The sequence below is a fragment of the Caballeronia sp. LZ001 genome, from assembly GCF_031450875.1.
In the GTDB taxonomy this organism is placed as follows: domain Bacteria; phylum Pseudomonadota; class Gammaproteobacteria; order Burkholderiales; family Burkholderiaceae; genus Caballeronia.
On sequence record NZ_JARTVX010000004.1, the window covers coordinates 4,747,778 to 4,760,535 of the forward strand.

Annotated in this window: 9 protein-coding genes; 7 read left to right on the plus strand and 2 right to left on the minus strand. The window is 56.9% G+C overall.

Annotated elements, in window-relative coordinates; all coding sequences use genetic code 11:
• The first annotated feature begins 13 nt into the window (after positions 1–13).
• The 7 genes from P9292_RS33230 (at position 14) to P9292_RS33260 (ending at position 9,735) form a co-directional block, all read left to right on the plus strand.
• A complete protein-coding gene (locus tag P9292_RS33230) occupies positions 14–850 on the plus strand; it encodes an enoyl-CoA hydratase-related protein (protein WP_309963305.1) in 837 nt (278 codons plus the stop codon).
• Between the two features lie 89 nt (positions 851–939).
• The gene (locus P9292_RS33235) at positions 940–2,289 is read left to right on the plus strand and encodes an MFS transporter (RefSeq protein WP_309963307.1); all 1,350 of its coding nucleotides are present in this window, start codon (positions 940–942) and stop codon (positions 2,287–2,289) included.
• Positions 2,290–2,514: 225 nt separating this feature from the next.
• Positions 2,515–3,882 carry an MFS transporter gene (locus P9292_RS33240; protein WP_309964272.1) on the plus strand — a complete coding sequence of 456 codons (1,368 nt, stop codon included), beginning with the start codon at positions 2,515–2,517 and terminating at the stop codon, positions 3,880–3,882.
• A complete protein-coding gene (locus P9292_RS33245) occupies positions 3,879–5,897 on the plus strand; it encodes an NADPH-dependent 2,4-dienoyl-CoA reductase (RefSeq protein WP_309963309.1) in 2,019 nt (672 codons plus the stop codon). The genes P9292_RS33240 and P9292_RS33245 overlap by 4 nt, the downstream gene beginning before the upstream one ends.
• A gap of 1,216 nt (positions 5,898–7,113) precedes the next feature.
• Positions 7,114–7,638: a VOC family protein gene (locus tag P9292_RS33250; protein WP_309963311.1), complete on the plus strand. Its 525-nt coding sequence runs from the start codon at positions 7,114–7,116 to the stop codon at positions 7,636–7,638.
• Between the two features lie 91 nt (positions 7,639–7,729).
• Positions 7,730–8,521: an SDR family NAD(P)-dependent oxidoreductase gene (locus tag P9292_RS33255; protein ID WP_309963313.1), complete on the plus strand. Its 792-nt coding sequence runs from the start codon at positions 7,730–7,732 to the stop codon at positions 8,519–8,521.
• Positions 8,522–9,345: 824 nt separating this feature from the next.
• Positions 9,346–9,735, plus strand: a complete 390-nt coding sequence (locus P9292_RS33260; protein WP_309963316.1) for a PaaI family thioesterase — start codon at positions 9,346–9,348, stop codon at positions 9,733–9,735.
• A gap of 703 nt (positions 9,736–10,438) precedes the next feature.
• Here the strand turns inward: P9292_RS33260 and P9292_RS33265 are convergent.
• Positions 10,439–11,416 (minus strand): NAD(P)-dependent oxidoreductase, encoded by a 978-nt coding sequence (locus tag P9292_RS33265; RefSeq protein ID WP_309964275.1) that lies wholly within the window; start codon positions 11,414–11,416, stop codon positions 10,439–10,441.
• Positions 11,417–11,455: 39 nt separating this feature from the next.
• The gene (locus tag P9292_RS33270) at positions 11,456–12,631 is read right to left on the minus strand and encodes a porin (RefSeq protein WP_309963318.1); all 1,176 of its coding nucleotides are present in this window, start codon (positions 12,629–12,631) and stop codon (positions 11,456–11,458) included.
• Positions 12,632–12,758: the final 127 nt, after the last annotated feature.

Sequence of the window (12,758 nt, forward strand, 5' to 3'; positions counted from 1 at the left end):
CACGGAGTTCTAGATGGAACAGGATTTGGTCTTGCTGCGGCGAGAAGGCCCGGTGTCGATTCTCACCCTCAACAGGCCCGAAAGGCTGAATGCATGGACATATCCGCTCGGCGACGTCTATTTCGATCTGCTCGATGAGGCCGACGCGGATCCGCAGGTTCGCGCTGTTGTCGTGACCGGAGCCGGACGGGGCTTTTGCGCCGGCCTGGACGCGGAATCGCTTGCCAGTTCCGCGTCGGGGGTAAAGAGAAAGCCCGCCAAAGGGCGTCGAATGTCGCATGCCGCCAATTTTCGGAAACCCCTGATCGGTGCAATCAATGGGGGTTGCGCCGGGTTCGGGTTCGTGCAGGCACTGCATTTCGACGTGCGATTTGCGGCCGCGAGCGCAATCTTCACCACGGCTTTTGTTCGTCGCGGATTAAACGCGGAATACGGCTCCTCATGGTTGTTGCCGCGCATTGTCGGCCATGCACGCGCAATGGACCTTCTTTTGTCCGGTCGCCGCTTCGATGCCAATGAGGCGTTTCAGATCGGGCTCGTTGCTCGTGTGTTGCCAGATGCGGAACTACTGGACCACGCAATCAGTTACGCCAGGGAACTTGCGACACACTGTTCGCCCATCGCGATGGCGGACGCTAAGGTACAGGTCCATGCCGACTGGTTTGCGACTCGTGTCGAGTCGGAGGACAGGGCGAAGGCACTTGGGCATTTGCCTGGTCACCGCGCCGACTTTCCGGAAGGTGCAGCCAGCCTGCGCGAACGGCGCGCGCCTTCATTCCATCCGCTGCCTGCCAGGGACGCCGCCGCCGGTACGGTGATCGCTAGAGGGTCAGAATATGACGAGCACTGATTCCCGGAACATGACTGCCTTAATTTCTTAACATCGGTACGGAAGGTTTGTGCCCCTGCCCTAGCGCGAGAGGCCGATGGCGGGAAGCTTTGGCTGGTCGTCACGACGCCGGCGCTGTGGCAATTCGCGCCACACAGATTTCAGTTGCGGTTCAACGACTGTATTACTTAAAAGAGATAAATTCTGGAGACGACATGTTAGAAAGGCACGCGTCAACATTGATGGAAGATCAGAGTGTCACTCCTGCGCGACGCTATCGCTGGATTGTGCTGGCCGTGGGTTGGAGCGTTCTGTTTCTTAGTGTACTGAACCGGCTGATCTGGGCTAACGTCGCGGCCACCGCCACCGGAGACTTCCATTTACCAATTGCTGCGCTGGGCGGCTTCGTTACCGCGTTCTATATCGGCTACGTCGTAGCGAACGCCGTCAACGGTATAGCGACTGACCGCTTTGGTGTGCGATTCATTCTGCCCGGCTCTGTCTTTTGTCTCGGCATTTTCACTTACCTCTTCGGCGAGGTAAGGACTGTGCCCACCGGTATGGCGGTTCAGGCGCTTCTCGGCCTGGCTGCGGGTGTCGATTTCGCCACCGGTATCAAGATGGTCTCGGGGTGGTTCTCGCCGAAGTACCGCGCCCGTGCGATCGGCATTGTGATAACCGGCCTGCCAGCGGGGATCGTTGCTGCAAACATGCTGGTTCCTGCGTTGCTTCTCCATTTCACGTGGCAGCACGTCTACCACATCTTCGGTGTCGCAACCCTGGCCGTGTCGCTGATCTGTTTTCTCGTGGTGCGGGATGCGCCCCAAACGTCGTCCGCACCTCTACTGCAGCGACGCGGGCTCCGAGCGTTTGTTCCATTCCTCCGCAACCGGAATTTCTGGCTCGTATGTCTATCCGGATTCGGAGGAGTGTGGGCGCTTACCGGATTTATGTTCTGGACAAATGCGCTTATGCAGAAGCACCTTGGATACACCGCCGTGCAGACGGGACTGGTGGCTGCTGTATATGGAGCCGTCGCAATTGTCGGTCCGCCCGTACTCGGTGCATGTTCGGACTGGCTTGGTCGTCCAAGAAAGTGGCTCACCGCCGTAGTGTTCCTGGCGATTACAGGGTGTTTGATGGTCTTCGGCAGGCTTACCGATTTGCATTCCATGTGGATCGTGGCCGGTGTTCTCGGTTTCTGCTCAGTTGGGTGCTTCACCCTTGTCGTAACGATGTTGACCGAACTGATCGAAGTTGATCTTGCTGCCAGTGCTGTGGGAATAAACAATGCCTTCGCACAACTCGCCGGCGTAATCATGCCACTCGCGGTTGGGATTGTGTTCCGCGAGACGTCGTCGTTTTTTTGGGCATTTGTGACGCTCGCAGCGGGGCCTCTCGTGTCAACCGTCCTGGTCATGACAGTACGTGAAGGGCTGATCGAAAACAGTGGAAGATGAGTCCGATTGCTTATTTTGTCATCCTGGAAGCGGGCGCCTTAATGTGACCGTTTAACTCGTGCGGTCAAATGTCGGGATTTCGGCGCCAATCTTCGGAGCGCGACGGTGGCCGAATCGATGGGCCAACAAAGCATGGCGCGAGCTGCATTTGAAGCTGCGCACGTCTCTGGGCCGCGAATGATACACGGGCTGGCGAGCAGTATTGGAACTCAGAACGAGGAAAGAATGGCGCTAGAAACTGAATGTCAACGAATCGACGACTTCATAGATTCAAGGCCAATGTCGGGATTTCAGAAAAGGATAGTTTTCCTCTGTTTCCTCGTAGCCGCTCTTGACGGGCTCGATACGGCCTGTGTCGGTTTCATTGGACCTGCGATTCGAGCGCACTGGCAATTAACTGCCGCGGCGCTTTCGCCGGTCTTTGGTGCGGGGTTGTTTGGAACCATGGTGGGTGGAATCATGCTGGGTCCGGTGGCCGACAGGTACGGACGCAAAACCGTTCTTGTGGCGTCGGTGCTTCTCTTTGGACTCGCAAGCCTTGCGTCAGCGGTGTCGCCGGGCGTTGGCTTCCTTGTCGCGATGCGATTCCTGACAGGGATCGGTTTGGGCGGTGCGATGCCGAATTCGATTACCCTGACCTCCGAATACTGCCCGGCCAAAAGACGCTCCGGATATGTGACCTTGATGTTTTGTGGTTTTACGATCGGCGCTTCCGCCGGAGGAATGCTGACGGCGCAACTGGTTGGAACGATTGGATGGCAGGGCGTGTTTGCGGCAGGAGGTGTGCTGCCACTGGTGCTCTTGCCAGTTCTTGTTCTTTACCTTCCCGAATCGATCCGGTTCCTATTATTGCTTGGAAAGAGCAATGCGGATTTTCGGGCAAGCGAAATCGTGTCGAAGTTAGTTTTGCTTGGGGAACCTGTTCCCGCACTGCGTGCAGACGAAACGGTGAGGAGATCGCCTGTCAAAACCCTCTTCGATCAGGGTGTACTGCCGGGTACGTTGCTGATTTGGGCATTGTTTTTCATGAGCTTGCTGATCATATATCTCCTGACGAGCTGGATGCCCGTGATGCTAGCCGGTGCCGGCGTTCCGTTGCAGGCGGCAGCATTGATATCGATGATGCATCAGGTAGGCGCGGCGCTTGGCAGTATCTGGCTGGGGCGAAAAATGGACAGATTCAACCCTCAGCGCGTTCTGGCATGGTCCTATCTGACCGCTGTTCCGGTGATTGTGGTGTGTGCATATTCGGGGAGTGTCAAGGTGCTGTTGGTGCTGGCTGTGTTTGCCCTCGGATTTCTCGTCAGTGGCGGGCAGATCGGAGGATACGCGCTTGTCGCCAATTACTATCCGACGAGCAGTCGTTCGACCGGCGTTTCGTGGGCCAATGCGATCGGAAGGATTGGTGCGACCCTAGGGTCCATGGCCGGCGGTGCACTAATGGGAATCGGTATGCATCTGCGCGAAATCATACTGACATTGACCGTACCCGCGATCATCGCGACAGGCTCGCTTTTCCTCTTGGGCATTATCCGGTCCGGTCGACCGGCGCCTCTGGCGAAGGCTGCTGATGTAGTCTCCGGTCTGCAATGATGGAGCACCTGCTCGCGCCCCTCAAGGTCGGTTCAGTCCCATTGCGCAACCGGATGGTAATGGGTGCGATGCACACGCGGATCGAGACGCTGACACGCCCGGACGAACGCCTTGCAGCGTTCTACGCGGAGCGAGCGGCGGGAGAGGTAGGGTTAATTGTCAGTGGTGGTTTTTCGCCGAACGCCGAGGGCGTGATGGAGCAGGGTGGGCCGCTGCTTAACAGCACGTCGCAACTTGAGGGGCATCGCGTCATTACACGAGCTGTCCACGAATGCGGCGGCAAGATCATAATGCAGATACTACATGCCGGGCGATACGCCAAGGTGTCGACCTGTGTCGCTCCATCTGCCGGTATGTCGAGAGTGAATTCATTTTCTCCCAGGGTTCTCACTACAGAGCAGGTCTGGGCCACTATTGCTGACTTTGTCAGAACCGCCGAACTCGCCATAGAAGCCGGATACGACGGAGTCGAGGTCATGGGATCGGAGGGGTATCTCATAAATGAATTTACCGCAGAGCGCACAAACCAGCGCGACGACGAGTTCGGCGGAGACTTTGAGGGGCGCGTACGGTTCCCGCTGGAAATAGTGCGCGCAATACGAACACGTCTTGGTGCACCTTCAATACTGATCTATCGGATCTCAGCGATCGACCTGGTCGAGGGAGGACTGACCGGAGACGAGATTACGACGCTCGCCAGATGGATCGAGAGCGCGGGCGCGGACGCAATCAACACTGGCGTTGGGTGGCATGAAGCCAGAGTCCCAACGATCGCCGCTTCGGTACCCCGCGCAGTGTGGCGCGATTCGGTTTTGCGCGTCAAGCGTGCCGTCGGCATTCCGGTCATTGTATCCAACCGGATCAACACACCTCAACTCGCGGATGAACTGATAGCGGATGGGGTAGCAGATATGGTCTCAATGGCGCGGCCTCTGCTGGCAGATCCCGAATTCGCGAGGAAGACACGCCTGGGTATCGCCGACGAAATCAACACATGCATAGCGTGCAACCAGTCATGTCTGGACCGGATTTTCACCGGACGGACGACGACATGCCTTGTCAATCCGCGGGCGGGAAGGGAAATCGAGTTTTCTCGTTCGAAGAGGAGCGATCTGAGCAGGCGCATTGCAGTTGTGGGCGGAGGACCAGCCGGGATGTCTTTCGCAGTCAACGCGGCGGAGCGCGGTCATGAAGTCACCTTGTTCGAAGCCGACTGCCGACTGGGCGGGCAGATCAATCTCGCCAGGATTGTGCCTGGTAAGGCCGAGTTTCAGGAAATGTTGCGCTATTTTGATGCACGGCTCAAAAAGCTGGAGGTGACGTTGCGTCTGGGTGAAGCTGTGACGGCCGAACGGCTCGGTGAAGGCCGATTTGATGAAATCATACTGGCAACAGGCGTTAGGCCTCGGGTGCCTTCAATTCCCGGTATCGAACATCCGAAGACTGTCTCCTACGTCGACATACTGTCGGGAAGATTGGTAGCCGGTCCACGCGTCGCGATTATCGGCGCCGGAGGGATCGGATTCGACGTGGCAGAGTTCCTCGTCGGCGATCCAAACCAGTCGCTCGACGCGAGTGCATTTTTCCGATTTTGGGGTGTCGATCCCATCAGCAAGCGGCGCGGAGGCCTGGAGAAGGAATACGAGCAGATCACGGCCGCACGCGTCGTCCATATGTTTCAACGCAGCGATGAACCGTTTGGAAAGCATCTAGGCAAGTCGACTGGTTGGATCGCAAAGGCAAAGCTTCGCCGGGCGAACATTACGATGACCGCTGGAGTGACCTACGATGCAATCGACGACGGAGGACTTCACTACAGCATAAGTGGACAGCCTCATACGCTCCAGGTGGACCACGTGGTGATCTGCGCTGGGCACGAATCCAACCGCGACCTCTACGGCCAATTGCTAGTACGCGGAATGCGGCCGCGGCTAATTGGCGGTGCGGACATTGCAGACGAGTTGGATGCGAGCCGCGCCATCGAACAGGCAACCCGCCTGGCGCTTTCTTTGTGACGTCACGGGTGATGCTTATACCAAACATCGTGTTTAGGAGGGGTCGTTGAGGGGAGTCATTTGCTACCCGGGCGTAGGTCCGATTTCATCTTGTGTGAGATCAGTCGTACATCGACGGGCTGTCACTGCTCACAATGGAAGAAGCGGACGTTTTCCGGATAACACGCTACATAGTTGGAGATCGGCATGTTTCTCAACACGGGTTATGTGCGCCGACGCATCTACCGTTTGCAACGCTACATAGTTCGAACGGTGTTTCCGCGTCAAGGACGATGTTCGGTTGGTCTGGCACGATTGCGCCATCCTTGTTGTTCGCATCTGCGAACCCGTCGTTTGCTGTCGAGGTCGACAAGCCGTTGGCAATGGAATGTCGTCAAGGCGGTAAGGTTCCGTCAGAAAGGCGATACCATGGGAAGCACGCATCGAAGAAACCCGCTGATGCACGCCCTTTCATCATGGTGCGCGCCGCGCGACTCGGCGTTCATCTTCCCTGAGACCTTGTTTTATTAGGACTGCCCGTGTGACTTGTGCGGCCACTGGGGGTAGTCTCTGTTGCGTTCGTTCGATCACGGACCAGCGGCCGAAAGAGATGCGGGCTATTCAAGCGAGTTTGAGGCCGACATTAGCAACGACAGGGAATAATCATGCGAAACACCTCACGTGGGCTGCTTGTGGTCGCAATAACTTCAGTTTCAATCGCGGCTTCATCCGCTGTGCAATCGCAGGAGGACACCGCTTCGACGTCGGTACCTTCAGCAGCGAGCATAAACAAGGCACAGCGCAAGGCGCAACGTAAGGCCGCGCGGAAGCAAGCGCATGCGAAACGGGATACTGAACTGGAGAAGCTGAAAGGCGCTGGCTACAACCCGCCCGCTGGGAACGACGAAAATTATCCGCACGATCTGCAGAGCGCTGAGAAAAGAGCAGCGAAACCGGGTGCCGCGAGCCAGTAGGCAAGGGGGCGGTGTGCTGTGCAGACTGCCCATAAGCTCATCCCGTAATGGTTGTATATCGCCCTTGAACCAACAATGGGGCGTGGGGGGCGATAGGGTAACCGATTATAAATCAGGAATACTAACAAGAAAGCAGTACTGATTGCACCCGATCCGCCGTTCGCCAAGGGCGGCCCATGTACTGAATCTGCTCGCGACCATTGAGTCTCTCCCTCGCGGCCGTTGTCTTTTGGAATAGCGGTAAAACGTCTACAGGAGTTCAGATGAAATCCACGCAGCTGGTAAAGAGAGTGACGCAGGTTGGACTAGTCGTTCGAGACCTGGATGCGGCCCTCCGCGAGTACGCAGACAAGCTTGGGATCGGCCCGTGGCGGGTGTATACCTATGCTCCGCCGAAGCTGACTGATACCAAAGTGCGCGGAGTCCCTGTCCCCTTCAGCATGAAGCTCGCACTTGCAGTGACCCAGGACACCATGTGGGAGCTGATCCAGCCACTGGACGGCCCTTCAATCTATGCGGAATTTCTCCGCGAACATGGTGAAGGTATTCACCATGTCATGGTCGACACAGGAAGGACTCGCGGCGATGTGACAAAGGAATTTTTGGAGCGGGGATGGCATTCGATTATGGAAGGGAAATTTTTGGGTGCGCAATTCGAGTACTACGGAACAGAGGCTTCGCTAGCCACGACGATAGAAGTCTGTTATCTCCCAAGTGACTGGACACGCCCGGAACCGGACTATTGGTATCCCTCAAATCCTCAGCCGAGTGCTGAGGGTCGCGAATAGGAAAAATCGCGCCTGGAATTTGCATAGGGCGGGTATCAGTTGGTCTTGCAGTCGGCGCTGACTGATATAGCCGAGTATCGAGGACACGGACATGACCGAATCGATATCCAAGCGGGGAACACTCGCAGGGAAGACCGCAGTTGTCACAGGTGCCGCAGGGACCATTGGTTGTGCGACTGTCATAAAGTTTCTCTCCGAGGGGGCGCGCGTTTTTGCAGTGGACCGAGAGCAGGCAGACTGGTCACGATTGAAGCTGTTGCGCGGCCGGCAAGCTGCCGATTTGATCTGTTACGTTGCTGACGTAGTCGACGAGGCAGGCGTCGCGCAATATGTGCAGGAAGCGCAGGCAGCATTGGGACGAATCGATGTGTTTTTCAATAATGCGGGAATTGAAGGCGAAGTTCGAGCGTTACACACCTATTCACTGTCTGAATTTCGACGCGTTCTGGACGTGAATCTCATTGGTTGTTTCCTTGGCCTTAAGAGCATCCTGCCCGTAATGTATCGACAATCGTCCGGGGCCGTGATTAACGCATCGAGTACTGCGGGCCTGGTCGGAGGTGCTGGCATGGTCGCTTATTGTGCATCCAAGCACGGTGTCGTGGGCCTCACTCGCGTAGCTGCGCTTGAGGCAGCTTCGTACGGAGTGCGGGTCAACTGTATCAACCCCGGGCCAATCGAAGGGCGGATGATGCTTTCCATCCTCGAACAGCGTAGCCAGGATCCAGGTGCGGAACTCCGGCGAATCGAGGCCCGCATTCCAGCGGGACGTTTCGGACGTCCGGCCGAGGTCGCAGAGATGGTCACTTTTCTGGCATCGGATGTTGCAGCTTTTTGCAATGGGGGCTGTTACACGATTGACGGGGGGCTGACCGCGGCTTGACATCGTCGCGGCTTGACATCGTCATCGGTTCTAGGAGCACAGGATTCGGCGTTGTGTCGGAATCTTGCCTTACGCATCGATATGGTCAATAGCTCACTGCATCGGGCACTGAGCGAGCAAGACCGGTGAAGTATGGAGTGGCTGCGAAGGTCGTAATGAACAGTGAGGTCGGAACTTTCCGTCTAAGCGAACTTGCCGCGAGACTGTATGTCCTTCGCACTGGCGGGACATTGCTAAAATGGATTTCGGCGGAGGCGACATCGCGTAGCTTCCGCGGCGGACAAGGCGCTGACCGCCGAAGCGCCCCTGTCCTTGTCAAACTTGTCGAAGAGCCTGGTGAACTGGCGAGCGGCCCCGAGTCGAATCTCGAGGTCGTTAGTGTGTCGGCCGGCGTTTAGTGGCACCTGTTTAGCGTCTGCGGCATTGAGTTCGTTCTGAAATCCTGCTCGGCCGCTCGGCGGGATAGCTATGTGCGGCAGCTGCCAGCGGGCCGCTACGCGCAGAGGAACGATACGAGAGTACGCTGACAGCTATTCTGAGGTTGCGCTATGGAGCTAAGTGGATCGACGCAGAGTCGTTGTCCCTTGTGCACGGTTGCGGAGGTGTCATCTAGCCTGCTGATGGTGGCGTGTGCTAACAGTATTCCGCCCTGCGGCTATTTGATATTGAAGCAGTGACCGTGCTCGTATGCAATGTCCTTCGGTGACGTCGCGAACACGAGACACGAGGTCGAGTTCGGCGCGTTCGAAGCGGCTGACGACGCGGTTGGTGAAGGACGCCATTCAGCGAGTGAGAGATCTCTGCGCGACTCTAACGGAGGGACGATGATCGAAATGCCAGAAACGGCGTACCAGCAACATCTCGGGGTGCAAGTGGTGGAGGCCAGTGATGGAAAGTCAAGGGTGAGACTCATTTGGAGCGATTTTCTGGCAAATCGGCGCGGCAACGTGCACGGAGGGGCGATTGCGTCGATCGTCGATATCGCACTATCGAGGGCAATACGATCGGTATTACCCGAAGATGTCAGCATCGCGACAATCGGCCTCAATCTTACCTATCTCGAACCTGGGACCGGTACATTAGAAGGAGCCGGTTCAGTTGTCCGAGCGGGCGCGACGATTGCAATCGCCGAAGCGACTGTAGGCAACGATAGCGGCACAATCATCGCTCGCGCTTCAGGTACGTTTCGTGTCATACGTCCAAGAGGTGCCTGACGGCGGCGGAACCGACCAGTTTTGCGATGGAACGAGTGCTTGCAACGAGTCGTTTTCGAGTCCGTAGCGTGGGCTGGCGCTGCTGCGTGCAGCCGAGGCCCTGCCGCCGGTCGGCGGCGCTGGGCTCGCGGACGCTTCGACGTCGCATTCCGGAGAGCGGATATGCGGAAGACCGCCGGCTTGGCGGCGTTGGGAAGATCATGCAAAATTCGCTAGTACGACGGCCTCACGTGTTCCATTTGGTTGTTGGATAGAGACGATTCGCCAGGGCGAATGTATTGCGGAATGACATCTGCCATATCGCGCCGCACCCGGGATCACCTTTTTGACGGCACCAGCGTCGAGCATGCCTTTATACTGTCCTTGGTCGAAGGTGACATTGGCGCCGTGAACTATGAAAAAGCCTTCGGCGGCTTCTTTCGCGTCAGCGGAGACGGAGAAAGTATGAATGGAGCCACTCGGTTCGTAGAGGTCACTCCCGGGCTGCCTTCTGGGTGTCCTCGGAATGCTCTAATAGTGCCATTCGTCTTTGGTCGTGAAGAGGTAAGCGTTCCCAGTATGGAAACGCTTATCATGAACAGCCGGCGTACTTACTGTCGTCGTTCGGCGTAGCGCCATTTGCTACGCAGTCATGCTGCTCCCGCTGCACAGATGCATGGGCGCATCACCGATTGGGTCTGCGCTAACTCTTCGACCGCGTCACTTAATCGGTCAGTCCTTCCATCCAGCTGATCGCCCCGTCTGCGAGGTCGAACAACGGCAAAAGCTCCTCCGAGGCGAGTGCCTCGCGGGCCAGCACCATATCCTTGAGTACGAGAGGCGCTGCGTGGTGGGCCCGCGAAGAGGTAAGAGCGTTGGTGAATTCGAGGGCGGCACTTCGACCGGTACCCGATAAAAGAACGCGCCGTACACCGTCGTGATCGAGCCCGGCATCTCCAGCTGCATTCAGCGAACGGACGGCCGCGCCCAGATTTGCTGCCCAGACAAGGTTATTGATCAATTTGGCCCGCATCGCCGTCCCCGGCTTACCAACATGAAGGATCGGGTCCGCATAGGTCTCGAATGCCGGTCGAGCCTTGTCTAGTGCAGTGGTACTTCCGCCGACCATCACGAGCAATGTCCCGTTCAAGGCCGCGCGCGACGAACCTGAGACAGGTGCATCGAGCACTTCCACGCCGAGTGGAAGTGCTTCTGCGGCGATCTCTTCAGACAGGGAGGGCAGAACCGTGGAGTGAATCGCCAATACGGCGCCCGGGCGCAGTGCCCGTAACACGCCCATATCGTGGACGATCTGCCGGACTGCATCGCCGTCAGTGACACACAGGCTCAGAAGGTCGCACTGTGCTGCGAGGGCCGACGGGTTTTTCGCGACTTTCGCTCCCTCTGAAACGAACGGTGCTGCGGCCTCCGGACGGCGTGTCCAAACAGTCAGCGGCAGTCCGGCCCGCAACATCATGGTTGCCATTGCACCGCCCTGATCACCAAGGCCAATAAATCCGCATTTCATTCCGTTTCTCCAGTAGTGAATATATATCTGCCTGTTCGTTCTGTACTGCGTCGCACTCCGGTCGCTAGAGGCCAGCGTCCCCCGTTCCTGCGGCATGGCCGTCCTCCAGTGACGGCGGTCGACGGAAAGCCATCGTCGGAGTGTGAACAAGTACAGATCTTTAGTGGAGTACATATAAGTAAAGGACACGCCCGGAAGGGGCCGTGCCGCACGTCAGAACTTGTGCATGATTGCAGCGCGCACGAGAAACTGATGATTATTGGACGAATCGCCAAGGTTGTCGATATTTGCTACCGCTGCTGTACCAAGCGACGATGTTCCCGACGCGCGCTGGTAGCTTCCTCCGAGATACAGGGAAGTCCTTTTGGTCAAGGAGTAGCTTCCGAGGAGCGCGAGTTGATTGATGTGCTGGTTACCGACGGTGTGCCCGCCTGCGGTTTCGACGCCGTCTGCGATCAAGTAGTCGTACGCGAGCGCGACGTAGAAGGCTGGTGTTACCTGATACTTCGCGCCGACATCAAAGTTGTTGAAGATCGCAGTCTGCGTCGAGAAAGTTGGCCCTAGGTTTGCGTATTGAACATTCGAATAGGAGCCCGCGAATGTTACTGCACCGAGCGTATAGGTAGCAGCCAGGTTCGCAGATTGCCATGCTCCCGCGTTGGCGTATGCCTTATTCAATGCCCAGGTGACGGGAGATGAACCATTTGCATTTCCAGTGAAAAGCCCCGAGCCGGGCGTCGACGCGGGATTCTTGAAATAAGCGAATGCTGCGCCGAGTTTCACCGGGCCCATCGTGTATCCGGCACCTAGCGAGTAACCGCTGCTTTTGGTAAAATCGCCCGGCGTTCCTCCGAAGGCATACTCTGCGCCAAATGTAAATCCATGATACGACGGGCTCATATAACGAACTGAGTTGTTCCAGCGAAGATCGATATAGACATTATTGATATCGCCGGGCGGGCCGGAAACGGCACCGCCAACATTGCATGCCGCAGTTAGGGGGCAGACGAAGTACAGTATCGTGTCGTACTGTCGGCCGAACGTCACCGCACCATAACGGTCGCTCGAAAGCCCGACGAATGCCTGGCGTCCCCAAAGCGTTCCACCTTGAGGTATGGAGCCGCTGTCGATGTTCAAGCCATTTTCAAGCGTAAATATCGCGTGAAGCCCGTTGCCGAGATCTTCGCTTCCAGTCAGCCCCAGCCGGCTGCCAAACTGACCGGCGAGGGAATCCAAAGCGATTTTCTTGCCTCCGGCCACGTTCGAAGTGTACTGGACCGCTTGATCAATGATGCCATAAATCGTAACGCTGCTTTGAGCACGGGCTATTGAAGAAAGCGCGCCAAGAAATAGCACACCGACCGATCTCGCATTGATATATTTATACATAATTTGCAGTACGAATCGTATTTAATGGAATCCGTTAATATGGCAGTCGCCTGACGAATAGGTGAATACAGTCATAACTGAAGGGAATTCAGCCAATGCTGTTATGCGTCAACTACGCTCGAGGTCA

Excerpts from the sequence above, each read along its gene's own strand:
- P9292_RS33260 (WP_309963316.1), top strand. The coding sequence starts at position 9,346 with ATGATCGAAATGCCAGAAACGGCGTACCAGCAACATCTCGGGGTGCAA.
- P9292_RS33265 (WP_309964275.1), bottom strand. The coding sequence starts at position 11,416 with ATGTACTCCACTAAAGATCTGTACTTGTTCACACTCCGACGATGGCTT.
- P9292_RS33240 (WP_309964272.1), top strand. The coding sequence starts at position 2,515 with ATGGCGCTAGAAACTGAATGTCAACGAATCGACGACTTCATAGATTCA.
- P9292_RS33255 (WP_309963313.1), top strand. The coding sequence starts at position 7,730 with ATGACCGAATCGATATCCAAGCGGGGAACACTCGCAGGGAAGACCGCA.
- P9292_RS33230 (WP_309963305.1), top strand. The coding sequence starts at position 14 with ATGGAACAGGATTTGGTCTTGCTGCGGCGAGAAGGCCCGGTGTCGATT.
- P9292_RS33245 (WP_309963309.1), top strand. The coding sequence starts at position 3,879 with ATGATGGAGCACCTGCTCGCGCCCCTCAAGGTCGGTTCAGTCCCATTG.
- P9292_RS33250 (WP_309963311.1), top strand. The coding sequence starts at position 7,114 with ATGAAATCCACGCAGCTGGTAAAGAGAGTGACGCAGGTTGGACTAGTC.
- P9292_RS33270 (WP_309963318.1), bottom strand. The coding sequence starts at position 12,631 with ATGTATAAATATATCAATGCGAGATCGGTCGGTGTGCTATTTCTTGGC.